This is a genomic window from Paenarthrobacter nitroguajacolicus (genome assembly GCF_007786235.1).
Taxonomy (GTDB): Bacteria; Actinomycetota; Actinomycetes; order Actinomycetales; family Micrococcaceae; genus Arthrobacter; species Arthrobacter nitroguajacolicus_A.
In genome coordinates, this window is the sequence record NZ_VNFK01000006.1 from 307,540 (window position 1) to 329,365 (window position 21,826).

At 63.1% G+C, this 21,826-nt stretch carries 20 protein-coding genes; 6 read left to right on the forward strand and 14 right to left on the reverse strand.

Features of this window, described 5'->3' with window-relative positions; genetic code table 11:
- Positions 1–2: 2 nt before the first annotated feature.
- Both FQP90_RS10660 and FQP90_RS10665 read right to left on the reverse strand, forming a co-directional pair.
- Positions 3–1,094, reverse strand: coding sequence for an ABC transporter permease (locus FQP90_RS10660; protein WP_144649972.1), 1,092 nt, complete (start codon positions 1,092–1,094; stop codon positions 3–5).
- A gap of 119 nt (positions 1,095–1,213) precedes the next feature.
- Positions 1,214–2,842 carry an ABC transporter substrate-binding protein gene (locus FQP90_RS10665; RefSeq protein ID WP_144649974.1) on the reverse strand — a complete coding sequence of 543 codons (1,629 nt, stop codon included), beginning with the start codon at positions 2,840–2,842 and terminating at the stop codon, positions 1,214–1,216.
- Positions 2,843–3,088: 246 nt separating this feature from the next.
- Between FQP90_RS10665 and FQP90_RS10670 the strand changes: the two genes are divergently transcribed.
- Entirely contained in the window at positions 3,089–3,916 is an 828-nt protein-coding gene (locus FQP90_RS10670; protein ID WP_144649976.1) for a caspase family protein, read from the forward strand.
- 10 nt (positions 3,917–3,926) lie between these two features.
- Here the strand turns inward: FQP90_RS10670 and FQP90_RS10675 are convergent, their stop codons facing one another.
- Positions 3,927–5,552, reverse strand: coding sequence for a hypothetical protein (locus FQP90_RS10675; RefSeq protein WP_144649978.1), 1,626 nt, complete (start codon positions 5,550–5,552; stop codon positions 3,927–3,929).
- A 94-nt stretch (positions 5,553–5,646) separates the two neighbouring features.
- The gene (gene mnmA, locus FQP90_RS10680) at positions 5,647–6,768 is read right to left on the reverse strand and encodes a tRNA 2-thiouridine(34) synthase MnmA (protein ID WP_244296682.1); all 1,122 of its coding nucleotides are present in this window, start codon (positions 6,766–6,768) and stop codon (positions 5,647–5,649) included.
- A gap of 175 nt (positions 6,769–6,943) precedes the next feature.
- Between mnmA and FQP90_RS10685 the strand changes: the two genes are divergently transcribed.
- Positions 6,944–8,179, forward strand: a complete 1,236-nt coding sequence (locus FQP90_RS10685) for an NAD(P)/FAD-dependent oxidoreductase (protein ID WP_144649981.1) — start codon at positions 6,944–6,946, stop codon at positions 8,177–8,179.
- Between the two features lie 10 nt (positions 8,180–8,189).
- On the opposite strand, the gene FQP90_RS10690 is transcribed toward FQP90_RS10685, so the two are convergent.
- From FQP90_RS10690 to FQP90_RS10705, 4 genes are all read right to left on the reverse strand, one after another.
- Positions 8,190–9,422, reverse strand: coding sequence for a cysteine desulfurase family protein (locus tag FQP90_RS10690; protein ID WP_144649983.1), 1,233 nt, complete (start codon positions 9,420–9,422; stop codon positions 8,190–8,192).
- A gap of 4 nt (positions 9,423–9,426) precedes the next feature.
- A complete protein-coding gene (locus FQP90_RS10695; RefSeq protein ID WP_144649985.1) occupies positions 9,427–10,134 on the reverse strand; it encodes a helix-turn-helix transcriptional regulator in 708 nt (235 codons plus the stop codon).
- 76 nt (positions 10,135–10,210) lie between these two features.
- On the reverse strand, positions 10,211–10,888 hold the full coding sequence (locus FQP90_RS10700) for a hypothetical protein (protein ID WP_244296668.1): 678 nt from the start codon (positions 10,886–10,888) through the stop codon (positions 10,211–10,213).
- Between the two features lie 50 nt (positions 10,889–10,938).
- Complete coding sequence (locus tag FQP90_RS10705) at positions 10,939–11,832, reverse strand: diacylglycerol/lipid kinase family protein (RefSeq protein WP_144650057.1); 894 nt, start codon at positions 11,830–11,832, stop codon at positions 10,939–10,941.
- Positions 11,833–11,993: 161 nt separating this feature from the next.
- On the opposite strand from FQP90_RS10705, the gene FQP90_RS10710 reads away from it, so the two are divergent.
- The 4 genes from FQP90_RS10710 to FQP90_RS10725 all read left to right on the forward strand — a co-directional run bounded on the left by FQP90_RS10710 (position 11,994) and on the right by FQP90_RS10725 (position 15,089).
- The gene (locus FQP90_RS10710; protein ID WP_144649987.1) at positions 11,994–12,938 is read left to right on the forward strand and encodes a J domain-containing protein; all 945 of its coding nucleotides are present in this window, start codon (positions 11,994–11,996) and stop codon (positions 12,936–12,938) included.
- Between the two features lie 52 nt (positions 12,939–12,990).
- Positions 12,991–13,458 (forward strand): tRNA (cytidine(34)-2'-O)-methyltransferase, encoded by a 468-nt coding sequence (locus tag FQP90_RS10715; RefSeq protein ID WP_144649989.1) that lies wholly within the window; start codon positions 12,991–12,993, stop codon positions 13,456–13,458.
- Between the two features lie 190 nt (positions 13,459–13,648).
- Positions 13,649–14,254 carry an ECF RNA polymerase sigma factor SigK gene (gene sigK, locus FQP90_RS10720; RefSeq protein ID WP_144650059.1) on the forward strand — a complete coding sequence of 202 codons (606 nt, stop codon included), beginning with the start codon at positions 13,649–13,651 and terminating at the stop codon, positions 14,252–14,254.
- Position 14,255: 1 nt separating this feature from the next.
- The gene (locus tag FQP90_RS10725) at positions 14,256–15,089 is read left to right on the forward strand and encodes an anti-sigma factor (RefSeq protein ID WP_144649991.1); all 834 of its coding nucleotides are present in this window, start codon (positions 14,256–14,258) and stop codon (positions 15,087–15,089) included.
- Between the two features lie 82 nt (positions 15,090–15,171).
- On the opposite strand, the gene FQP90_RS10730 is transcribed toward FQP90_RS10725, so the two are convergent.
- From FQP90_RS10730 to FQP90_RS10755, 6 genes are all read right to left on the reverse strand, one after another.
- The gene (locus FQP90_RS10730) at positions 15,172–16,575 is read right to left on the reverse strand and encodes a GntT/GntP/DsdX family permease (protein WP_144649993.1); all 1,404 of its coding nucleotides are present in this window, start codon (positions 16,573–16,575) and stop codon (positions 15,172–15,174) included.
- Complete coding sequence (locus tag FQP90_RS10735; RefSeq protein WP_144649995.1) at positions 16,572–17,117, reverse strand: gluconokinase; 546 nt, start codon at positions 17,115–17,117, stop codon at positions 16,572–16,574. Before FQP90_RS10735 ends, FQP90_RS10730 begins: the two co-directional genes overlap by 4 nt.
- 74 nt (positions 17,118–17,191) lie before the next feature.
- Positions 17,192–17,971, reverse strand: a complete 780-nt coding sequence (locus FQP90_RS10740; RefSeq protein WP_144649997.1) for a PIG-L deacetylase family protein — start codon at positions 17,969–17,971, stop codon at positions 17,192–17,194.
- Between the two features lie 5 nt (positions 17,972–17,976).
- Positions 17,977–18,930 (reverse strand): electron transfer flavoprotein subunit alpha/FixB family protein, encoded by a 954-nt coding sequence (locus FQP90_RS10745; protein WP_144649999.1) that lies wholly within the window; start codon positions 18,928–18,930, stop codon positions 17,977–17,979.
- A gap of 14 nt (positions 18,931–18,944) precedes the next feature.
- On the reverse strand, positions 18,945–19,748 hold the full coding sequence (locus tag FQP90_RS10750) for an electron transfer flavoprotein subunit beta/FixA family protein (protein ID WP_144650001.1): 804 nt from the start codon (positions 19,746–19,748) through the stop codon (positions 18,945–18,947).
- Between the two features lie 232 nt (positions 19,749–19,980).
- Complete coding sequence (locus tag FQP90_RS10755) at positions 19,981–21,603, reverse strand: S1C family serine protease (protein WP_144650003.1); 1,623 nt, start codon at positions 21,601–21,603, stop codon at positions 19,981–19,983.
- Between the last annotated feature and the right edge of the window lie 223 nt (positions 21,604–21,826).

The following is a 21,826-nucleotide window of genomic DNA, read 5'->3' on the forward strand; positions in this document are numbered from 1 at the left end:
GGTCAGTACCTCACTCGGGGGTCGATGAGCGCGGCGATAATGTCCACGATGAAGTTGGTGACGGCAACGATGATCGCCAGCAACACAACGATGCCCTGAACGGCCACGAAGTCCCTGGCGTTCAGATACTGCACGAGTTGATACCCCAGCCCTTTCCATTCGAACGTGGTTTCCGTCAGGATGGCGCCGCCGAGCATCAGTGCGATCTGCAGGCCCATGACAGTGATGATGGGGATGAGCGCCGGCTTGTAGGCGTGCTTGGTCACCAGGCGGAACTCACTGACACCCCTGGAGCGCCCGGCCTCGACGTAGTCCTTCCCGAGCGTCCCAATGACGTTGGTGCGCACCAGGCGAAGGAACACACCCGCGGTGAGCAAACCCAGGGCGATGGCCGGGAGGACTGCATGGGCGGCGATGTCTCCCAGCGCCGCGAAGTTTCCGCTGCGCAGCGCATCCAACCAGTAAATACCTGACGGCGCGGCAAGGGCACTCATGGCCAACTCCGTCCGAGTGGAGGCGCGGCCTGCTACCGGGAACCAGCCAAGCCACACGGAAAAGGTCAGCTTGAGCAGCAGTCCCGAGAAGAAGACGGGAGTGGCGTAGCAAAGGATCGCGAAGAACCTCAAGAGGGCATCGGGAGTCTTGTCCCGGTGTTGAGCAGCGATGAGTCCGAACGGGATGCCCACTGCAAGCGCCACGATCAGCGCGTTGATGGAAAGCTCCAAGGTGGCCGCGCCGAACGTGGTCAGTACTTCCACCACGGGACGGCGGTCGGTAATGGTTGTGCCGAAGTTGCCGGTGATGAGCTGGCCAAGGTATTCGAAGTACTGGACCAGGACCGGCCGGTCGTAGCCGGCGTCATGGATTCTCTGGGCCAGGACGTCCGGGGGCAGACGTCCCCCCTGCGATGCCGTGATGGGATCGCCGATGACCCTCATCAGGAAGAAGACCAGCGTCACAAGGATAAAAACCGTTGGAATGATCAGGAAGAACCTGACCACGATGTATCTGCCGAGGCCTCCCCCGGCTTTGGACTTGCTCTTGGGAGCAACGATGCCGGGTTCCGCCTCTGGCACCTCAATAAGTGTTGTCATTTGTTACCTGCATTTCCTGCCCGTGGATTACGCGGGGTTGTCTCATGCGTGCTGACCACAGCCGTGGTCAGCAAAGGAGGCGGGACACCTGATCAGTGTCCCGCCTCCCCCGGGCGTATTTACTTGGAAATAGTTCCGAGACGGAACTTGAAGGACGGATCCAGCGTCTTCTCGACGCCGTTCACGCCACTTCCGACCACCGCCACTTGAGCTCCCTGAAGAAGGGGCAGGGTGGAGATGTCCTTGGCCAGGGCGTTTTGGACATCCTTGATGGCAGACTCGCGGCTGGTCTTGTCAGCATCCGTCAGTTGCTTGGCGATGAGCTCGTTCACCGTCGGGTTGTTGTAGTGGTTCTTGAGGAAGCCACCCTCGGGGAAGAACGGCGTGAGGTAGTTGTCAGCATCGCTGAAGTCCGGGAACCAACCGAACTGGAACAAGGGATACTCATCGGCGCGGCTGGCCTTGCTGTACGTGACCCACTCAGTGGATTGCAGGTTCACTGTGAAGAGACCCGACTTCTCCAGCTGCTCCTTGACCATGGCGTATTCGTCTCCGGATGATCCGCCATAGTGATCGGGGTTGTACTGCAGGTTCAGTGCGACCGGTTCCGTGATGCCGGCATCCGTCAGGACTTTCTTGGCCTTGTCCAGGCTCGGTTTTCCGGCGTCACCATAGGCGTCCTTGAACGACTCGTTGGCGCCGAGGAATCCGCTCGGAACGTTGGAGTAGAGGGGCAGGTAAGTGCCCTTGTAAACCTGGTCGGCGATCGCCTGACGGTCAACGAGGTTGGCCACGGCCTGGCGAACGGCGAGTGCCTTTGCAGGGTCCGCTCCCGCTGCCTTTGTTCCGTACGGCATGGTGTCGAAGTTGAACGTGATGTAGCGGATCTCGCCACCGGGCCCGGTGAGGACCTTGACCTTGGAGTCCTTCCGGAGATCGTCAATGTCGGTGGCGCTCAGGCTGCGGAAGGCAACGTCGATCGCTCCTTGCTGGATTTCCAGCTTCAGGTTGGTGGGGCTGGCGTAGTACTTGATGGTGGCTGCATCATTGGCCGGCTTTCCCAAAACGCCTTGGTAGTCGGCGAAGGCCTTGAAGCTGACAAGTTCGTTCTTCTTGTAGCTGTCAATGGTGTACTGCCCGTAGAACGCATTCGCCTTGATGATCTCGTCATCCGACAGGACCTTGTCGGCCGGGAAGACTTCATCGTCCACGATCGGTGCGGCAGGGCTGCTGAGGATCTGGCTGAAGGTTTGGTCGTTGGCGTTCTTCAACTTGAACACCACCGTGGTTGCGTCGGGCGTGGTGACGCTCTCGATGTTGGTCAGCAGCGACGCGGGGCCGGCGGGATCGTTGATGGCTACCTGCCGGTCAAAGGAGAACTTAACGTCCTTGGAGTCCAGCGTGTGTCCGTTGGCCCATTTCAACCCTGATTTGAGCTTGACCGTGTATTCGGAGGGAGCCGTAAATGACGACGACTCTGCGAGGTCCGGTACGGGCTCGGCTCCACCGGGCTTGGAGTTCAGGAGGAAGGAGTAGATCTGGTTCATCACCATGAATGAACCGTTGTCATAGGATCCTGCAGGGTCCAGGGACGTGACTTTATCAGTGGTGCCGTAGGCGATGGGGCCTGCGGCGGCCGGGGCGGACGATGAGCCGCCGCCGGACGGTCCCGTGCATGCCGTCAAGGCGAGCGCGGAAATGCCCGCCAGCGCGATAACGCCGTGCAGGGCCTTCTTGTTCAGTGCCATCTGGTGAACCTTCTGTTCGATGGATTCGGCGCGCCGCCGTGGGATATTTGTGACGACGCACACTCTTAGTGCCTCGATTCAACCAGACTTAGAAGGCCGCGAACCCACCATTTAGTGATTTGAGACACAAAATTTACTTTCCAGTAGCTTCGACGTGGGGCTCGTGGACCATTGCCCGCTAGAAGGCTCGGGAATATTGTTATTCCGGGTGTTCAATCGCTGGATCACAGTTCGAAGGACAGGCACATGGACAAGGCAGCCCTCTGTGTAGGGATCAACAAATTCAAGTTCCTTCCGCAGTCCAGCTGGCTTCAAGGCTGCGTCAATGATGCCGAGGACTTGGCAGCCCTGTTGGAGGAAAGCTACGGCTTCCCAGCGGCCGGGATCACGGTGTTGAGGGATGCCAAAGCAGTGAAGAAGACGGTCTTGGCGGAAGTCACCAAACTGGTGGACGCCGCAGTCGCCGGTAAGTTGCAGCACATCGTCTTCACCTTCTCCAGCCATGGAACACAGATTCCCGACGTCGGCGGCGATGAGGAAGACAGCCTCGATGAGGCTTTCGCATGCTACGACATCAACAACGCGGGAGATGCATGGGATCCGGACACGGTGATCTCGGACGACGAACTGGCAACGGTTTTCGCCCGACTGCCCGACGGGGTCCTCATGGATGTGGTGCTGGACACCTGCCATAGCGGTACCGGGTTGAAGTCCCTGGACCTGCTTCCTGGCCGGCGGCCACGCTTCCTTCCGGCACCCACGCCACGGGCCGTCATCGCAAACGAGGACCTGGAGACCCGGACGCTGCGGGACATCGTCAAGGCGGCGAAGTTGTCGACACCGGTACTGATGGCCGCCTGCAGGTCCGACCAAACCGCAGCCGATGCCTTGATCGAGGGCCGGTACAACGGCGCATTCACCTATCACTTCGTCAAATCCCTGCGGGGCGATGGCACCTTGGGACGGGCAGACATCCTGAAGCAGGTCAGTAAAGGACTGAAGGCCGGCGGATTCGACCAAGTGGCGCAATTGGAAGCCTCGAGGGCCGCACGCAAAGCGGCGTGGGGAGCCTGACTATTCTTTTCTAGTCTCCGGTGCCGTGGAACTTGTCCCGCACTCCCGACGACGCAGCCTCCTCCGCATCGTGGTTCTGATCGGAGCCAAACAATTGCCTTTGGCGTTCACGGTCCATCACCGGCTTCAGGGCGGCGTAGACCAGCCGGCCACCGGCGTCGAACCGCAGCAGCCCTCCCCCACGAATGTCCACATAGTCCCGCCGCGTCGTCAAGCCAAGGCGGACATTCGCTTCCCGCCGGCTCATGCGAACAGTTTGGATGAAGGAAGCACCAATCTCCGAAATGATGAAGCCGTCCGGGGATACCCGCTCGGAAGTGCGCACACGCGTGGAACTCAGGGGCGTCCTCCGCTCAAGGCGCGCCGCATCCAGGAGCCGCGGGTTTTCCCAGACGAACCGCTGGACCTCCTGGGGGTCCGAACCAAGCGCCGAAAGTCGTATTGGATACCGAAGTCCCTGATAGGTGTCCACACCGCTGATGTTGTTCATGGAGACCCGTCGGATGCCGATGGCCGAGAACTCCGACTGCAGCGCATCGCGGTAGCCATGGGTATCTTCGGGAACCATGTCCAGGTCGGCAGCAATGATACCCCTGAGGAGATCCCGCCACGACACGTCGACGGGCGGCATATAGGACAGTCCCCGAATCACCATGCGGAGTACCCGGATGGCCACGATGGAGCCCGATTCTGCCTTCTGTTGCAGCCCCTGGCCGTCACCGAAGCGTGCATTCCTCTCCGACCACAGGCGCTGGACAGCCCTGAGTATTGCTCCGACAACCACGGCACCCCGAGCGTGAGGCTCGGGCAGTGACTGCCAGTTTTCAGGAACCGCACCCACAAAGGGCTCTCGGAGGGGGCCTCGGGCGAAAAGGTCGCGCGCAAAGTCAAACAGGGAACGCATCAGGATGGAGTCATCCACTATCTGGCCCGCTTCGAAGCCCCCTGCGGCAGCTTCGAGCTGCCGATAAACGACTTCCCTGGAAGAGAAGACCGAAAGAATTGCCACGGTATCGGCCAACGCTTCATGCATGGCCAGTTGCTCCATGGTGGCCATGTGGTCAGCCCATGCGGGGCGGAATCCGTCCAAGATCGCGTGCGTCACCTCGTGAGCGACGATATCCCGGTAAAGGGCTGTGGGGACCTTGTAGCCCATCCGATCCACGGATCCGAACCTGATGACGTTGGTTCCCCGTTCGTATCCGGTATCGGTGGCAGTGATCAGGTCCCGAGCCTTGAGAACCACCCGGCCTTCCGGATTCCATGGCATGCGCCTGCCGAGCGTGGACTCAAAAATATCCAGCGTGCTCATCGCCACGCCGTAGACGTGCTGGGCCAGGAAGCGCGTGTCGTCCAGGAGCTCGCGGAGGTCCGACGGCGGCGGTTCCGAGACCAGGTGCCAAGGATCCCCATGCTGTGTCAAGGTCACGGGAGACACACTGGTCCCCCGCCACTTCCGGATGTGGATTGCGTAGCGGTGTCCGGTGGGTCCACGCCGCAACCGTTCCACCGGTATCCGGACCTGCGCTGTCAGCGGAGGTGCCCCGGCAGAGCCGATCGGCCCCTCTGCCAGGACGGTCACCGAGACCATCTGCCCGGCTTTGATGTCTCCCGGGCTCTTTTTTGGAAACGCCACAGTCATCGCCGTCCCGAATGCGGACCCCAAACACCGCAGCGGAAGCGCTGCTTAGCCCAGTATGGAGGGGCCGCAAGATGGAGGCAATGGCTCCTTAGAGGGCTACCCTCTGCAGGGATCGGGCAGCATCGATGGTTGCCTGCCCCAGGACGCGGCTCCCTTGGTAAAGGACGACGGTCTGGCCAGGAGCCACACCCCGCAAGGGATCGGTCAACGTCACCACCAGTTCGGCCCGCTCCACGCCCTCTTCATCCATGACAGCTTCCACGTAAGCAACTGCCGGAACGGGATCGCCGTGGGCCCGGACCTGAGCGTGGCAGTCGAACTCCGCGCCTGTGGCGACCTCGGCAATGGGCAACCCCGCCCATGAAACCTTGATGCCGCGGATCTCGTCGATGGCCAGCAGTGCTTCCGGACCAACCACAACCTTGTTTTCCTTCGGACGGATTTCAAGGACGAACCGGGGCTTGCCGTCGGCCGCGGGAGTTCCCAGCTTCAGCCCGCGACGCTGCCCCACCGTGAAGGCGTTGGCGCCGGGATGCTCGCCTACCTTGGCGCCTGTCTCGTCCACGATGTCGCCAGTGGTCATGTCGATCTTTTCGGCCAGCCAGCCGCGGGTGTCGCCGTCGGAAATGAAGCAGATGTCGTGGCTGTCCGGCTTGTTGGCCACGGACAAACCACGCCGTTCAGCTTCCGCGCGGACCTCCGCCTTGGACGGGGTATCGGCCAGGGGGAACATCGAGTGCTTGAGCTGCTCGTGGGTGAGGACGCCAAGAACGTAGCTCTGGTCCTTTGCCCAGTCGGCTGCGCGGTGGAGTTCGCGATTGCCGTCAGCGTCTTCGATGACCTTGGCGTAGTGGCCGGTGCACACAGCGTCGAATCCCAGTGCAATGGCCTTTTCCAGCAGGGCGGCGAACTTGATCCGTTCGTTGCATCGCATGCACGGATTAGGTGTGCGGCCGGCGGCGTACTCGTCAATAAAGTCCTGGACGACGTCTTCCTTGAAGCGCTCCGAGAAGTCCCACACGTAGTAAGGAATTCCCAGGACGTCGCAGGCGCGCCACGCGTCGCGGGAGTCCTCGATGGTGCAGCAACCCCGGCTTCCCGTGCGCAGGGTGCCGGGCATGCGCGACAACGCAAGGTGGACTCCGACGACGTCGTGTCCGGCCTCTACGGCGCGGGCGGCGGCCACGGCGGAGTCCACTCCGCCGCTCATTGCTGCAAGTACTCGCATGCTGGCTTTCTGTTGTGGGTGCTGGCATCGATTCCGGCTCAGAACAGCCGGGGTGCCCATCCATTCTAGCCTGCGGTGCCACGCCTGTGCTAAATCCCTTGACCGCGAGCTTTCACGCTTCTAAAGTCAAAACTACTGGTTTTAGAATCGAGCTGACATGGCACAAGAACGAATGCTGATCATCGGCGGAGGGCTGGCCGGTGCCACCGCCGCGAAGACCCTCCGCGGTGACGGCTACGCGGGGCCCGTTACCCTGCTTGGGGCAGAAGACAGGATCCCTTACATTCGCCCGCCCCTGTCCAAGGAATTCCTCCTGGGCAAAGCAGACAAAGACTCCGTAGCGGTGGTAGGGGAAGACTGGTACCAGGAGAACGACGTCGAACTCCTCCTCAGCAGCCCGGCCGCCGGGATTGACCCGGCGGACCACACGGTCAGGCTCGCCAGCGGCCGGAAGATCGGATACTCCAAGCTCCTCATCGCAACTGGTGCACTACCTCGTAGGATCCCGCTCCCCGGCGCGGACCTTGAGGGCGTCATGACCTTCCGAACCTACGAAGACAGCCTGCGTCTCCGGTCGCTCCTGGAGGGCGGAGGCCTCTCGGTGGTCATGATCGGGTCAGGGTGGATCGGCATGGAACTGGCCGCAGCAGCACGGACCTACGGCAACCAGGTCACGCTGCTGGGTCTGGAGGACATTCCCTTGAGCGCCGCCATCGGCCCTGAGCTCGGCGAATTCTTCCAGGAGCTCCACACGGCACAGGGCGTGAGTTTTCGTCTCCCCGCGAGCGCAGCCGAGATTGTGGGCAAGGACGGCCGGGCCACGGCAGTAAGAACCGATAGCGGCGAAACCCTGCCCGCCGACGTCGTCATCGTGGCCGTTGGAGTCATCCCGGACATGGTGCTCGCGGAGTCAGCCGGGCTGGCCATCAAGAATGGAATCCTGGTGGATGCGGGGCTGAACGCCAGCGCCCCGGATGTGCTGGCAGCGGGGGACGTGGCAAACGCCCTCCATCCCTTCACTGGCGAGCACCATCGCAGCGAACACTGGGCCAATGCGCTCAACGGCGGAAAGGTGGCCGCAAAGTCCATGCTGGGCGAGGACGCGCAATTGGATGTGGTGCCGTACTTCTATACGGACCAGTTCAGCGTGAGCATGGAATACTCAGGGTTTCCATCGTTGACCGTCGGCATACCGCCGCTGATTCGTGGCTCGTTGGCTGACGGCAGCTTCATTGCCTTCTGGGTGAGGGAGGGCGAAGTAGTTGCCGGGATGAGCGTCAATCAACGCCGCGTCCAAAAGCCCATCAAAGCCTTGATTTCCGGTCGTGTCCGCGTAGGTGTTGAACAGCTTTCGGATCCCGGCGTGCCGCTGGAGGAATTGTTACCCGCCTAGCGGCGTCACTCTATTCGAGGCTTGCCGACCCTTGCCGTGCCACCGTTGCCGCCGTCTGGATGGAAGACTCATGACCCGCCATGCCCGCCTGCCGGGCCCTGGAGCAGGCCTCGGGAAGGGCCTTCAGGAGTGCATCCACATCGGCATCCGTGGAACTGTGGCCAAGGGTGAAGCGCTGGGCTCCCCGGGCCGTGTCCTCGTCCAGGCCCATGGCAAGCAGGACATGCGAGGGCCTGGGCACACCGGCTGTGCATGCCGACCCAGTGGATGACTCAACGCCCGCAAGGTCCAAGAGGAAAAGCAGCGAATCGCCTTCGCAGCCGGGGAATGTGAAGTGGGCGTTACCGGGCAACCGCCCGTCAGCGGGCGCACCCCGCAGCGCGGCGTCCGGAACCGAGCCCAGGACTCCGTCGATGAGCCGGTTGCGCAGCCTGCCGAGTCGTTCGCGCTCCTCCGGCAAATGTGCGGTGACGGCTTCGGCCGCCGCGGCGAAGGCCGCAATGGCCGGAGTGTCCAGGGTGCCAGAGCGCACATCGCGCTCCTGCCCGCCGCCATGCTGCACCGGGGTCAGCTTTACGGCCCTGCCAAGGAGGAGCGCTCCAACGCCCACGGGGCCACCAAGCTTGTGCCCTGACACGGACATTGCCGCAAGGCCTGACGCGCGGAAATTCAACGGTATTGAACCGAAAGCCTGAACGGCATCCGAGTGGACCGGAATCCCGTGGGGCCTTGCCAGGTCAACGATGTCCGCGATCGGCTGGATGGTGCCCACTTCGTTATTGGCCCACATGACGGTGATCAGGGCAATTGACTCAGGGTCTTTGTCGATTTCCTGCTGAACGACCTCAAGCCGAACTGTTCCTTCGCTGTCAACAGGCAGCCACACGACGTCCGCTCCTTCGTGCCGCTCCAGCCATTCCACGGTGTCCATGACCGCATGGTGTTCGACGGCGGAGCAGAGAATGCGGGTCCGCCGCGGGTTTTCGTCGCGGCGGGCCCAAAACAGGCCCTTGACCGCGAGGTTGTCCGCTTCGGTCCCGCCTGAGGTGAAAATCACTTCGGAGGGGTGCGCCCCAGCTGCGGCAGCCAACGTCTCCCGGGCGTCCTCTACAGCCCGCCGGGCCCGACGACCGGCACCGTGCAGCGAGGACGGGTTGCCCGTCCGAGCCAACTCGCGCGTCATCACGGCAAGCGCTTCAGCCGAGAGGGGCGTCGTGGCAGCGTGGTCAAGGTATACAGGCACCTTGTTATTCTACCGACGCCGAGGCCCAGGACTGAGGCCCGTCCCCCACAGCGGCAATACGTGCGCAGCAATGCCCAGTGGACGCATGAGGGACGACAACGGACGGGTCCAGTCCGGATGCTTCCGCCGCTCCCCTCAGGAACGCGCCGTTCATGGAGCAGACGACTTCTGCGTGATCCCGCGACAACCGGCGGAAAGGACAGTTGATCAGGCGGTATCCCCCGGCGGAATCCGGCAAGGGCTCGTAACCGAGGTCAGCCAAGGCGCCCATGAGGTTGCCGGGACGTCCCGCGTCCCGCCCCTTGGACTCCGCAACCTGCAGCAACGCCTCCACTACGGGAACCCCTCCCGCAGACGATCGGAGGATGGCTGTGGCCATGAGATCGCCTGCGAGATCGTAGTGGCGCGCGGGGACCGATACTCCCACTTCGTCCAAGGCCGGCTTGTAGAGCTTGGCAGGACGACCTGAACCCGGCCCCGCCGCCTTTTTCGCCGATTTCCTGAACTCAACCTGCAATAGGCCGTCCCGTGCAAGCCGGTCAAGATGGAAGGACGCAGTACTGCGAGGCATGCCCAACGCAAGGGCAGCTTCATCGCGCCCTACAGCATCATCAGCACCGCGGACGTAGGTGAACAGCGCCCTGCGGTGGGCGTCATGCAGTGAAGCGACTGCCGCGAGTCTTTGGAGCCAGGCAGGACCCAATGCGCTCATGGAGCAAGGGTATCTCTAAAAACAAGACCCTTTGCTTAATCACAGGCCGCCAGGGCACCACCGATCCCGCACTGGTCTAGCTTGGGGGGACCACTACAAGCTGGGCCTCCACCTCGGTGCGGGCCTTGGCCAGGGTGCCGTCATCCGGGCATGCCACCGAGACGTACACAGAGGATGCCGGCGCGCTGAATAATCTGGCCAAGACGACAGCGGCGTTGCCGCCTGACGCAGCAGAGGACACCAGGCCCAGAACCTCAACGCTGTGTTGCGGCTGGTTTGCTTCCTGTCCCCAGCGCAGCGAGGAAGGCTTCAGGTTTTCCAGCGCGATGCCCGCATCGAGGTAATGGAAAAGTTCCTTGGTGGAAGCGACATCATCGCCCGTAACAACCAGCGGCTCCTGGTTCACGCTCACCCGGGCAGCGAAGGTGCACCCGTCTGTCTTCTTGTACCGGACCTCGCCTTGCAGTGCGGAGTGGACCAAAGACCAACCCGGCACTTCCTCCAACCTGGTGGACACCGTCACCGGCTCCCCCGGAGCCAGCGTTCCTCCAGCTGACAGCGGCAAGTCCTTCGCCGCCACGGCAGCCGCGTCATGCCCCGGGGTGATGGTCGGCGTCGCGAGGGTGGATGCCGACGGCGAAGGTTTCGGTGCCGCAGGGTCCGGAACATTAACGCTGCACGCAGCGAGTACGACGCCTGCGGTTCCCATGGCCGCAAACCCAGCCAAGCGTCGTCGAACGTTGCCCGCCACCATTGCTCCTTGCCTGTTTGCTGCCGCCTTCTGACGCGATCGAGTCTATCCGCCTAGGCAAGAACCCTGAGGCCACCCGGAACAATGTCGACCACGACCGGCAGCTCAGCGATGCGCTCGCCGTCAGCGTAGGCAACCACGCCCGCTGCTTCCAGCCGCACGTTCCGGACGCGCCTGATCTCCACGGCAGGGTGGGTGGTGTGCTTTCCGGCAAACACTGTGGGAAACACCGCGAGAAAGCGGATCCTGGACAACGGCTTGACCACGAACAGGTCCAGCCACCCGTCGTCGGGCAAGGCATCCGGAGTAATCCTCATGCCGCCGCCGATGGACTGGCCATTTGCCACAGAAATCAGCAGCGCAGGCTGCCGCCACGTCTCCTCGTCCGCTGTCACGGTGTACTCGATGGGCCGAAACGAGCCGAGCTCCCTCAACATCGCCAGGTTGTAGCGGCTCTTCCCCCGCGGCCAGCGCCACCTGTTGGCGCGTTCGTTGACTGCGGCATCAAACCCGGCAGAGAGGACGCCGGCAAAGTAGGTACTGGTGCCAGCCGCACTCACCCGGCCGAGGTCCATTGTGCGTCCACCCGCCTCCAAGGCGGCCATGATTTGGCGGCAGGCGGCGGCGGTGTCCTTCAGTGGCACCTCCAACAGCCTGGCGACGTCGTTGCCCGTCCCACTGGGAACAATGCCGAGGGGTGTGTCCAAACCCGCGAGCGCGTTGACGCCCAAATGAACCATTCCGTCGCCGCCCACCACCACCAACGCATCAACCTTGGCTCCGGTGGCAAGGGTCTCGTTAACAAGCCGCCTCAAGGCGTCATAGCCATCCGCCTCAAGGACGACGACGTCCCACCCGGCGTCGCGGAAGTGGCCTGCGGCTTGGTGCCCTGCATTGCTGGTGCGGCCGAAGGCAGCCGCGGGGTTGATGGCTAAGGCGATCCTCATCGGAGGGTTGGTGGGGTGCACGGGTTCCGGAGGATTCACAGCCCGAATTATGCCAGCCGGGAACCAGCAGCCATGGTGCCAACGTTCACATAGTGGCTGGATAAACTTGCCTGTACCGCGCTTTCCCGGAGCGGACCGAAATTTTAGAGAAGGGCCCATGCTTGGCCGAGGGCAGCAGTTCGCACTATCAGGTTCTCCGAGTGTCCGTCACAGCCACGGACAAAGAGATCAAAGTCGCCTACCGTAAGGCTGCCCGGAAGGCCCACCCCGACCACGGCGGTGAAGCGGAGACGTTCCGGCGGGTAACCCTCGCGTATGAAACCCTGATCGACCCGCAGCGAAGGGCCGAATACGATCGCAGGTACGCAAGCGGAACCTCAGGCCGCACCCAGGCACGGCCAGGCGACTATTCGGGCACGCCGGCACCGGGCCCCTCCGCCACCACCAACGTCAAACGACCCCAGGCCCAGCGCAATACGGCAGGCGATCCCCCGGTCTACGTACCGGCTTTTGACGATCCCAACGAGGTCCCCCTCATCACTGCTGCGGAAGCAGCCCAGCAAGTCCACGGACTCCCCCGCAAGCGGGGCATCTTCGGCGCCGAAGCCCGCATCCAACGCGAAATGCGCACCGTCCAGCTCATCACCCGGCAGGTCCTTCCCGCGATTCCCGCTGCCCGCCTGATCAATGGGCTGCGCTCGCCATCGGACAACAACCACATCGACCATGCGGTCCTGTCCGGCTACCGTTTGGCGTTGGTCGGCTCCATGCTGCTGCCCAAGGGTGCGTACGCCTGGGACGGCCATTCCCTGCGCCATGGCGGCCGTTCGGTCGCTCCCCCACAATTGGCGCATATCGTCCGCCACATGCAGGACCTCTTCCCCGAACTCAACGTCACCGGCTGGGTGGTGCTGCATGGTCCCGACGGCAACCTCCATGAACCGGTCATCGACCACTACGGCAAAAGCCAGTCCAGCCTCCCCACCGTCGAGGTAGTCAATGGTGCGGGACTGGTCCGGGGACTCAAGCAATTCCTCAGCTCGGGTCCGGCGCCAAACACCGTGGTGGTCCCGGTCCTGGCGCGACTGCTTCGCGGAATGCACTAGGTCCGGCCTGCAGGCGGCGGGCCCGCTGCCACGGGCTGACTAAGATGGGACAGTGTTCCGCATCCTCTTCCACACCCCAGAAATCCCGGGCAATACGGGCAATGCCATTCGTCTGGCCGCCATCACGGGAGCAGAGCTCCATCTGGTGGAGCCCCTCGGTTTCGATTTTTCCGATGCCAAACTGCGCCGTGCCGGCCTGGACTACCACGATCTCGCGGTGGTCACGGTCCATAAGGACATCGATGCCGCGTGGACGGCCCTGCAGCCCGAACGTGTCTTCGCCTACACCTCAGACGGCGAAACCTCCTACACGGACATCAGCTACCGCGAAGGCGATGTCCTGATGTTCGGCCCGGAATCGGTAGGCCTCCCTGACTGGCTCAAGCAGGACCCACACGTCACCGCACGCGTGCGCCTTCCCATGAAGCCGTCGCTTCGATCCCTCAACCTGGCCAATGCTGCCTCAATCGCCGTGTTCGAGGCCTGGCGGCAGAACGGATTCGCGGGCGCCAAGATGTAGTCCCATCCAACGGCGTCTCAGCACCGAATACCTTATGCAGGGACAGACCCTGGCTGGGACATTCATTGAGGGAGCCTACGTGACCGCGCTGCAGACCCGGGTGATGGCACCAAGCCGCTGCACCGCCGCGCATGCGTTCCAAGCCTGTCGTGCTGCCGGTTTCAAACGGGACGACATATGCTGGACGGTGATGGACACCCCCAACAATCCCGGCCCCCCGGTCTTCGAAGCCACAGGCACCGCTACTGACCTGAATTCGCAGCTGGCTGGTTTGCTCGAGCTCGTGGCAGCAGGCGATCAGCAAGCATTCGCCGAGTTCTACCGTCTGACCTCCCGGCGCGTCTTTGGCATGGCCCGGCGCGTCCTCATAGACCCTGACCTCAGCGAGGACGCCACCCAGGAAGTCTTCATCCAGGTGTGGCAAGGAGCAGCCAAGTTTGATCGCGCCGCAGGGAGCCCCCTGGCGTGGCTTATGACCATTGCCCATCGCCGCGCCATCGACCGTGTGCGTGCCGTGCAGGCCGCCACGGACCGCGAAGCCAAGTATGGTGCAGCAAGCCAGGACCCGGACAGGGATCTCGTCGCGGATGAGGCCGACAGCAACCTTGAGGCTGAAGCCGTCAGCCGGTGCCTCGGTACGCTGACGGATACCCAGCGCGAGTCGGTTCGCCTCGCCTACTATGGCGGACTGACCTACCGCGAGGTCGCTGAGCACCTCGGTGCCGCCGTTCCGACCATCAAGTCCCGCATCCGCGATGGACTCTTACGCCTGAAGACCTGCCTGGGGGTGGGTTGATATGAGTGAAACCACTGGTGGAGGCTTTATCCGCAGAATGTTTGCCAACGACATCCCAACAGACCTCGCCGAGGGCCGCGTCCTCGAGCTGGCGGAGATCTATGCCTTGGACGCCGTCAGCGACGACGAACGGGCCATGATCGACGACTACATCAAGGACGCCCCCGAGGGCCCGGAGTTTCTTGAGAGGGTGCGCCAAGCGCGCGAGACCTTGGCTGTCAGTTTTGCCCCCGAAGAGGAACCGCCTGCGGCCCTCTTCGACAACATCATGGACCGCATCACCAAGGATGCGGTGGCCCAAACAGTCGCGGAGCCGGCAGCCCCCGCGGCAGCAGCCCCCGCCGTCGACGATCTCGCAGCCGCCAGGGCGAAGCGCGAGGAGCGTCAACGCACCGGTGGTGCGCGTCGGTGGATCGTAGGGGCAGCAGCCGCGGCCGTCATTGCGCTCGGTGGAATCGGTGTGGGTGCGTACGTCTCTGCACAGAACGATCCCGTCAACCAGGTGCTGCAGGCCCAAGACGTCCAGAAACAGTCCGCCGCAGTTCCTGGTGGCGGAACGGCTACCATCTCAGCGTCGTCGGCCAAGGACTCCTTCGTCGTCTTGATGGATGGCGTGGCTCCCGCGCCGGATGGCAAGGTCTACCAGCTGTGGACGCTGCCCAAGGACGGCTCCGCACCGGTCCCGCAGGGCACCATGGACGCCCAGACGCTCTCCAAGCCGGCAGTCGTCAAGGGCCTGTCCTCTGCGTCGTCGGTGGCCATCACGGTGGAACCCACCGGTGGATCCACCGCCCCGACCACGGCACCGGTCCTGGTGGTGGCACTGAACGCTTGATGAACAAGGCTTTAAGCTCGACGGCGGCCGTCCCACCTTAGGGGGACGGCCGCCGTCGATATTTATTGGTAATTTCCGGCAGCTACAACACGAGCGACAGAAGCATCACGAATCCGAAGCCCACCACGGAGATCAGGGTTTCCATGACGGACCACGTCTTGAATGTCTGACCCACAGTCAGGCCGAAGAGTTCCTTGACCAACCAGAACCCGGCGTCGTTGACGTGGGACAGGAACAGCGAGCCGGCCCCGATGGCCAGGGCCAGCAGTGCTGCGTGCGTGGGGCTCAGGCTGCTGGCCAGAGGCGCCACAATGCCCGCCGCCGTGACTGTGGCGACGGTGGCTGAACCGGTGGCAAGCCGGAGGGCCACTGCCACAATGAAGCCGAGCACCAGGACGGACATATTGGCGCCCTCGGCCCACTTCTTGACGGCGTCGCCCACGCCTGCGCCGATCAGGGTCTGCTTGAAGCCGCCACCGGCGCCCACAATGAGGAGGATCGCCGCAATCGGCCCCAGGCTTTCACCCAGCTTGGCCGTGATCCTGCTACCGGTGAAGCCCACGGCGTAGCCGAAGGTCACGATGGCCAGGAGTACCGCCAGCGTCATGGCCACCAGGGGCTGGCCGACGAAGTCGAAGAAGATCCGGATCGCGGGTGCCGTCTCGGGGTTCGGCCAGATGATCCCGCCCAGAGCTTTCAACAGCATCAGGACGACGGGGAAGATGATGGTCAGCAGGGTCACCAGGAACGACGGCTGACGCTTGACCTCGCTAAGGTCTGCCGCGTGCTGGGTGTCGATGCCACCTGCTACTGCTGGTGCGTCAACAGGGACCCACCGGGCAGCCAGCCTCGAGAACAGCGGGCCACAGATGATGACCGTGGGAATCGCGACGAGGATACCCAGGCCAAGGGTGGTTCCGAGTTCGGCCTTCACTGCGCTGATGGCAATGAGCGGACCCGGATGCGGAGGCACAAGCCCGTGCAGTACGGACAGTCCTGCCAAGGCCGGGATGGCGATTCGCATCAGCTTCATCTTGGATCTCTGGGTCACCAGGACGATCACGGGAAGCAGCAGCACCAGTCCGATTTCGAAGAACATCGGCAACCCGATGATCACGGCGACGAGCGTGATCATCCAGACGAGCTTGTTCCCGCTGGCTTTGGCCAGCAAGGTGTCCACCACCCGGTTGGCTCCACCGGAGTCGGCCAGCAACTTCCCCAGCATCGCCCCGAGGGCAATCAGCAGGCCGACCTCCTTAAGGACGCCTCCCACGCCGTCTTCGAAGTTGGTGATGACCTTGCCCAGTTCAACACCGGACGCCAGGCCAACGAAGGCGGAACCCAGGACGAGGGCCAGGAACGGATGAAGCTTGAGCTTGGCGATCAGAACCACAATCAGGGCGATGCCCAGCGCCGCCACCACAAGCAGTTGGGTGTCGTGCGCGGTCCATTCCTGCACTTGCGTCGCGGTTTCCAGCGCCCTCACGGGGTGGTCGTTTCGGTGCCTGCGCCAACGGGGCGGAGATCAAGGCGTTCAATGACCTCGTCTGCTTCTTCGGCAGGTGACGCCGAAACGCACAGCGAGATGTAGTTCTCGTCCTCCGTGGGTTCCTCGAGCGCATCGAACTGCGATTCCAGGAGCGATGGCGGCATGAAGTGTCCATGCCGGGAAGCGAGACGGTCGGAAATCTTGTCCTTGCTTCCCTGCAGGAAGACGAACACGACGCCTTCGCCCCGGAGCACGTCACGGTACTTCTTTTTCAGGGCCGAGCACGTAATGATGGCCGGCACTCCAGCATCAGCACGCTCCCGGATCCACTCCGAGATGATGTTCAGCCACGGCCAGCGGTCCTCATCACTGAGGGCCTGCCCCGAGTGCATCTTGGCCACATTCGCCTCCGGGTGGAGGTCGTCGCCCTCGGCGAGGTCCCAGCCCAGCTTGCCGGCCAGAACGCCGGCTACGGTCGATTTCCCAGAACCGGAGACTCCCATAATCACCAGTACGGGTTGTTGCGCAGTCTTCGCCATCAAAGTCTGCCTTCCTCGAATAAATATGATTTAACCGAGATCAAGCATATGACACGGGTTACACCACGGCAACGTCAGAAGCCGGCGATCGTGGTGGATCCGTTGACGGCCACTACATGGAAGTACTCTGCGCTCGCTCCGGCGGGAAGGCCCGCGCGCTCCCCATTGCCAAGCATCATGGCCCTGACCACCCGTTCCATGCCCTCGATATCGGGGTGCTGGCTTGCATGGACCCGGATGGCTTGGAGCTTGGCGTCGACATGCCCGGAAACATCCACAAAGTGGTTCTCCCGTGACTCGGGGCTGGAGATAAACCACAGCCACGGCAGCTTGAAGGCATCAAGACCGGCTTCAGCCAGTTCCGGGTAGGCGAAGGGGTTCTCCACGGCAGGATAGACAGCCCGAGTCACCGCCTCGCCCGCCGCGAGATGGTCCGGGTGACTCTTCTGGAGGCGGTCCCAGTTCCGTTCCGGGTGCATCGTGAGCACGATGTCGGGCCTGATTTCACGGATCAGCTTCACCACCTGCTTGATCACGCCGTGCGTCGGTTCGAGGTACCCGTCGCGCTCGTGAAGATAGTGGATGTCCGTGACACCCACCAGGGCCGCTGCCCGCTCTTGTTCCTCTACCCGCAGTTCGATGATCCGTTCCCGGTCCACGGGATCAAAGCCGCCGGCGTCGCCGTCGGTCATGATGCAATAGCTGACGTGGACTCCTGCTGCCGTCCAGGCTGCGATGGTCCCCGCAGCCCCGAAGTCGATGTCGTCGGGATGGGCAGTAAAACAAAGCACCCGCTCAACGCGCTCCGTGGAGGCGTCGAACGGGCTCTTCGCTGACGGTACGTCAGTAGGCAAAGGGATCAGCCTTTCCGCTTCTTGATTTCCGCGGTGGCCTGCGGGAGAACCTTGAAGAGGTCGCCGATGATGCCGTAGTCGGCGATTTCAAACACCGGCGACTCGGCATCCTTGTTGATGGCCACGATGACCTTGGAGGTCTGCATACCGGCTTTCTGCTGGATGGCTCCGGAAATACCCGCCGAGATGTACAACTGCGGGGAAACCGTGACACCCGTCTGTCCGACTTGGGCGTCGTGTCCGATCCAGCCGGCATCAGTTGCGGCCCGGGAGGCACCAACAGCTGCGCCCAGGGCGTCAGCAAGCTCCTCAACAGGCCCAAAATCTCCATCGACGCCACGCCCACCCGCCACGACGATCCTGGCGTCGCTGAGGTCAGGACGGCCGCTCACGGGCTTCTCGGTCCTCGCGGCGATGCGGGCGGAGTTCGCTGCCGCGTCGGTCGGAACGTCCACCGTGGCGGTTGCCGGAGCAGCCCCGGCACCAGCAGGTGCAGGCTCAACGTTGTTGGCCTTGACAGAGAGAACCGTTACCGGAGTGTTTGCCTTCGCCGTGGTGTTGTAGGAGCCGGCAAGAACCGATTTGTGGGCCGTGCCATCGGCCTCCACGCCGACAACGTCCGTGATCACACCCGCGTTCAGCTTGATGCCGAGCCTGCCCGCGATTTCCTTGCCCTCAGGCGAGTTGTCGAGCAGGACGGCCGTGGCACCGGAAGCTGCCACAGCCGCCGCCAGGTAGGCGGCCTTTGGACCAACCAGATACTGGTCGAGGTCGTCCACCGACGGTTGGAAGACCGTCGTGGCACCGTAGGCACCCAAGGTGGCTGCGACGTCGTCGTTCAACTCGCCGGTGATCGCGACGGCGGTCTCCCCGAGCGAGCGGGCGATGGTCAGGAGCTCAAGGCTGCTCTTCTTGAGCGCAGCTCCCGGGTTGTCAATGAAAACAAGTGCATTTGCCATGATTGGAGTCCCCTTTAGAGCAGCTTCTGTGCGGCAAGGAAGTCGACCAGCTTGATGCCGGCGTCGCCTTCGTCGGTGATGATGGTGCCCGCTGTGCGCGGCGGGCGGGCATCAGCAGACTCCACGACCGTCCAGGAGCCCGCCAAGCCGACCTGCGAGGCGTCCACGCCGATATCGGCCAGTGACAGCGAGGCAATCTTCTTTTTCTTGGCGGCCAGGATGCCCTTGAAGTTGGGGTAACGCGGCTCGTTGATCTGGTCGGTGACCGAGACGACCGCAGGCAGCTGCGCTTCCACAGTTTCCGAGAAGTGGCCGGCATCGCGGCGGGCAGTCACCTGGCCTCCCGCGACCTCAAGGCTGGAAGCAAAGGTCACCTGCGGGAGCGACAAGCGCTCCGCGAGCTGGGCCGGGACCAGCGACGTCTCACCGTCGGTGGATGCCATGCCCGTCAGGATCAGGTCTACCGGGCGCCCATCGGCCGCAAGGTGGCGAATCGCTGCAGCGAGAGCCAACGAGGTAGCCGCGGCATCCGAACCCGCCAGAGCGTCATCGCTGAGGTGGACACCGGAATAGGCGCCGATCTGGAGCGACTTCTTGACGGCGTTGACCGCCCCGGACGGGCCCATGCTCAAGGCAATGACCTCATTGCCCGCCTTCGGTCCACCGCGTTCTTCCGCCAATTGGAGAGCTGCCTCCAGGGCGTACTCGTCCAGTTCGGACAAGATGCTCTCATCGCGGTCTGTTGTGTTGGCAGGACCAGTAATGTGCCGGTCGAACTGCGCGTCCGGGACGTGCTTGACCAGAACGACAATCTTCAATGTCTCTTCCACTGTCTTCGAAGCAGCCTTCCATGCTTGTGGACGGCCAACCGCAACAGCGTGGCCGTGAATTGCCCAGCGCGTGGGCTCGTCCTAGCTAAGCATATTGTCCGCAGAAAACCACTCCCAGCGTTAACCCCTGTTTCAGTTGCCCCCGCGCCGCCGGGAACGGCTCGACGGCGGGCCGCACCTGGGGGGTGCAGCCCGCCGTCGTTGTTTGATGTCTTGCTGCCTACTGTTGCGCGGAGTCGAGGGTTACCTCGACCTCCTGCGACTGGCCACCTCGCTGAATGGTCACCTTGACCTTGGCGCCGGCCGGTTGTTCGCGGACGGCTGCGGTCAACTGGTTGGGGTCGCTGACGGTGTAGTCACCAAACTTGGTCACCACATCGCCTACCTTGAGGCCCGCTTTCGCGGCAGCCGAGCCGGAGGTCACCGAAGCGACCTCGGCGCCGACGGAGAAGCCGGAATCGCTTCCCGTGGACGACTTCGAACGGACCGAAACACCGAACTGTCCGTGGCTTGCCTTGCCGGTATCAATGATTTCCTGAGCCACACGCTTGGCGTGGTTGATCGGGACGCTGAAGCCCACACCGATGTTGCCGGCCGAGGAATCGGACGTACCGCTGCCAGCCGATGCGATCGCAACGTTGACCCCGATGACCTCACCCTTGCTGTTGACCAATGCGCCACCGGAGTTGCCCGGGTTGATGGCCGCGTCGGTCTGGATGACGTTGATGGCGATGGAACCCTCGTTGGCAGTCCGCTGGCTCTGGCCGCCGTTTGGCGGCGCGAACTGGAAGCCTTCGTCTCCGCCCTGGCTCTCGTCGGGAGTACCCTCCGGCACAGCTGACGACGCGACACTGATGGTCCGGTTGAGCGTGGAGACAATACCGTCCGTCACCGTGCCAGTAAGGCCCAGCGGCGAACCAATCGCGACGGCGGTGTCCCCTACATTGATTTTGGAGGAATCACCCAAGGTGGCCGGAACCAGACCCGACGCATCGCTGACCTTGATGACAGCGAGGTCGGAAAGCGGGTCAGTGCCCACAACGGTGGCTTTGAGGACCTTGCCGTCGCTGGTGCGTACCTCGATCGCGGCGTTTGCCGTGGCGCCGTCCAACGTGACCACGTGGGTGTTGGTAAGGATGTGGCCTTGGTCGTCAAGAATGATGCCGGACCCGGTGCCGCCTTCGCTGCCACTGGTTGCCTTGATGGTCACCACGCTGGGCGAGGCCTTGGCTGCCGCTGCGGTGATGACATTGACATCATCCTTGTTGTTGACGATGACCGTGCTGGACTGTCCGCCCGTTGACGCGGCAGGGGCGGGGTTGTCCCACAACGCATTGCTGCCTGCCACGACGCCGCCGCCGATCAGGCCTGCCGCAAGCATGCTGGCCACAAGCGTCCCGACGCCGAAAGCCGGCTTGCGCTTGGTCGCCACCGCAGTCGAGTGCCCCGGCCCGGGCTGCATACCCGGGCCCTGCTGATGCTGGGCGTTGTGGAACTGCGGACCTGCGTTGTTGGCAGCGGGGTTATGGCCTCCACCATAGAACGGCTGGTGCTGGGGGTAGTTGGGGCGCTGCGCCGGATCCTGCTGCTGCGGGGCGCCGTAGTACTGCGGCTGCCTCGGCTGCTCGGCCGGGGGCTGGAAAGCCGGCAAGGGACTCGTCGGCTGAGGCGCATTGTGAGCCTCTGGGTGATGCCCTGAAGTCTCGTCTTGCCCTGAAGTCCAGGCAGGCTGCTGCTGGGTGGCGGTGGCATCATTATGCTGGCCAGTGGTTTCCCGCTGCTCAGATGGTTCGCGTGGCTCGCGGTTCTCTGGTGCGGTGCCCTGCGCTGGGTTCTCCGTCATGGGTCTTCCTTTCGTCCTCGTCTTCCACAACTATGTACCCATTTACTGGAACAAAAGCGGACGTTCGCTGGGAGCTTCCTGAAAGATGCAGCGCCCCTGGCGCTGTCGCTGGAATAACCCTCAACGGCTCAACAATCCTGCTCACTCCTATATTTCGCTGGTGGCATATTCACCCCTGTGGACGGGCCATGGGGTGCACCATAGAATCAAGAGGAATTGCCAC

Coding starts and splice junctions, on each gene's coding strand:
- FQP90_RS10660 (WP_144649972.1), bottom strand. CDS start 1,094: ATGACAACACTTATTGAGGTGCCAGAGGCGGAACCCGGCATCGTTGCT.
- FQP90_RS10665 (WP_144649974.1), bottom strand. CDS start 2,842: ATGGCACTGAACAAGAAGGCCCTGCACGGCGTTATCGCGCTGGCGGGC.
- FQP90_RS10670 (WP_144649976.1), top strand. CDS start 3,089: ATGGACAAGGCAGCCCTCTGTGTAGGGATCAACAAATTCAAGTTCCTT.
- mnmA (WP_244296682.1), bottom strand. CDS start 6,768: ATGAGCGGCGGAGTGGACTCCGCCGTGGCCGCCGCCCGCGCCGTAGAG.
- FQP90_RS10685 (WP_144649981.1), top strand. CDS start 6,944: ATGGCACAAGAACGAATGCTGATCATCGGCGGAGGGCTGGCCGGTGCC.
- FQP90_RS10695 (WP_144649985.1), bottom strand. CDS start 10,134: ATGAGCGCATTGGGTCCTGCCTGGCTCCAAAGACTCGCGGCAGTCGCT.
- FQP90_RS10700 (WP_244296668.1), bottom strand. CDS start 10,888: ATGGTGGCGGGCAACGTTCGACGACGCTTGGCTGGGTTTGCGGCCATG.
- FQP90_RS10705 (WP_144650057.1), bottom strand. CDS start 11,832: ATGAGGATCGCCTTAGCCATCAACCCCGCGGCTGCCTTCGGCCGCACC.
- sigK (WP_144650059.1), top strand. CDS start 13,649: ATGGACACCCCCAACAATCCCGGCCCCCCGGTCTTCGAAGCCACAGGC.
- FQP90_RS10725 (WP_144649991.1), top strand. CDS start 14,256: ATGAGTGAAACCACTGGTGGAGGCTTTATCCGCAGAATGTTTGCCAAC.
- FQP90_RS10735 (WP_144649995.1), bottom strand. CDS start 17,117: ATGGCGAAGACTGCGCAACAACCCGTACTGGTGATTATGGGAGTCTCC.
- FQP90_RS10745 (WP_144649999.1), bottom strand. CDS start 18,930: ATGGCAAATGCACTTGTTTTCATTGACAACCCGGGAGCTGCGCTCAAG.
- FQP90_RS10755 (WP_144650003.1), bottom strand. CDS start 21,603: ATGACGGAGAACCCAGCGCAGGGCACCGCACCAGAGAACCGCGAGCCA.